The following is a 332-nucleotide window of genomic DNA, read 5'->3' on the forward strand; positions in this document are numbered from 1 at the left end:
GTTCAGCATTGATAATGTGAGCCAGATCGCTCAGAAACAGACTGTATTCGGGTTTCATAAAGTGTCCTTCGAGCTGGCGCACGGGCACCAGCCACATCAAATTCAAGAGGAAAAACCGCTCAGGCGCCGGTACTGTCATCCAGCAGCAAGACCACCAGTTGTTTTGGGCCATGAGCGCCATAGGCCAGTGTTTGCTGGATATCCGCCGTTTTACTTGGCCCTGATATCAGCAACCAATTGGTCGGCAGTTTCCCTTGCCAGCGAGGCTGTTCGATCAATGCAGAAAAATTGGCCACCAGAGTACTCTGCCGTACCAGTACAAGACTTAATGG

General features: G+C 51.2%; 1 protein-coding gene. It reads right to left on the reverse strand.

The window, feature by feature from the left end:
• Positions 1–119 precede the first annotated feature (119 nt).
• The coding region (locus tag Q4563_RS17945; RefSeq protein ID WP_303605467.1) for an LUD domain-containing protein at positions 120–332 on the reverse strand (213 nt) is incomplete at its 5' end.

The sequence above is a fragment of the Gilvimarinus sp. 1_MG-2023 genome (assembly GCF_030548285.1).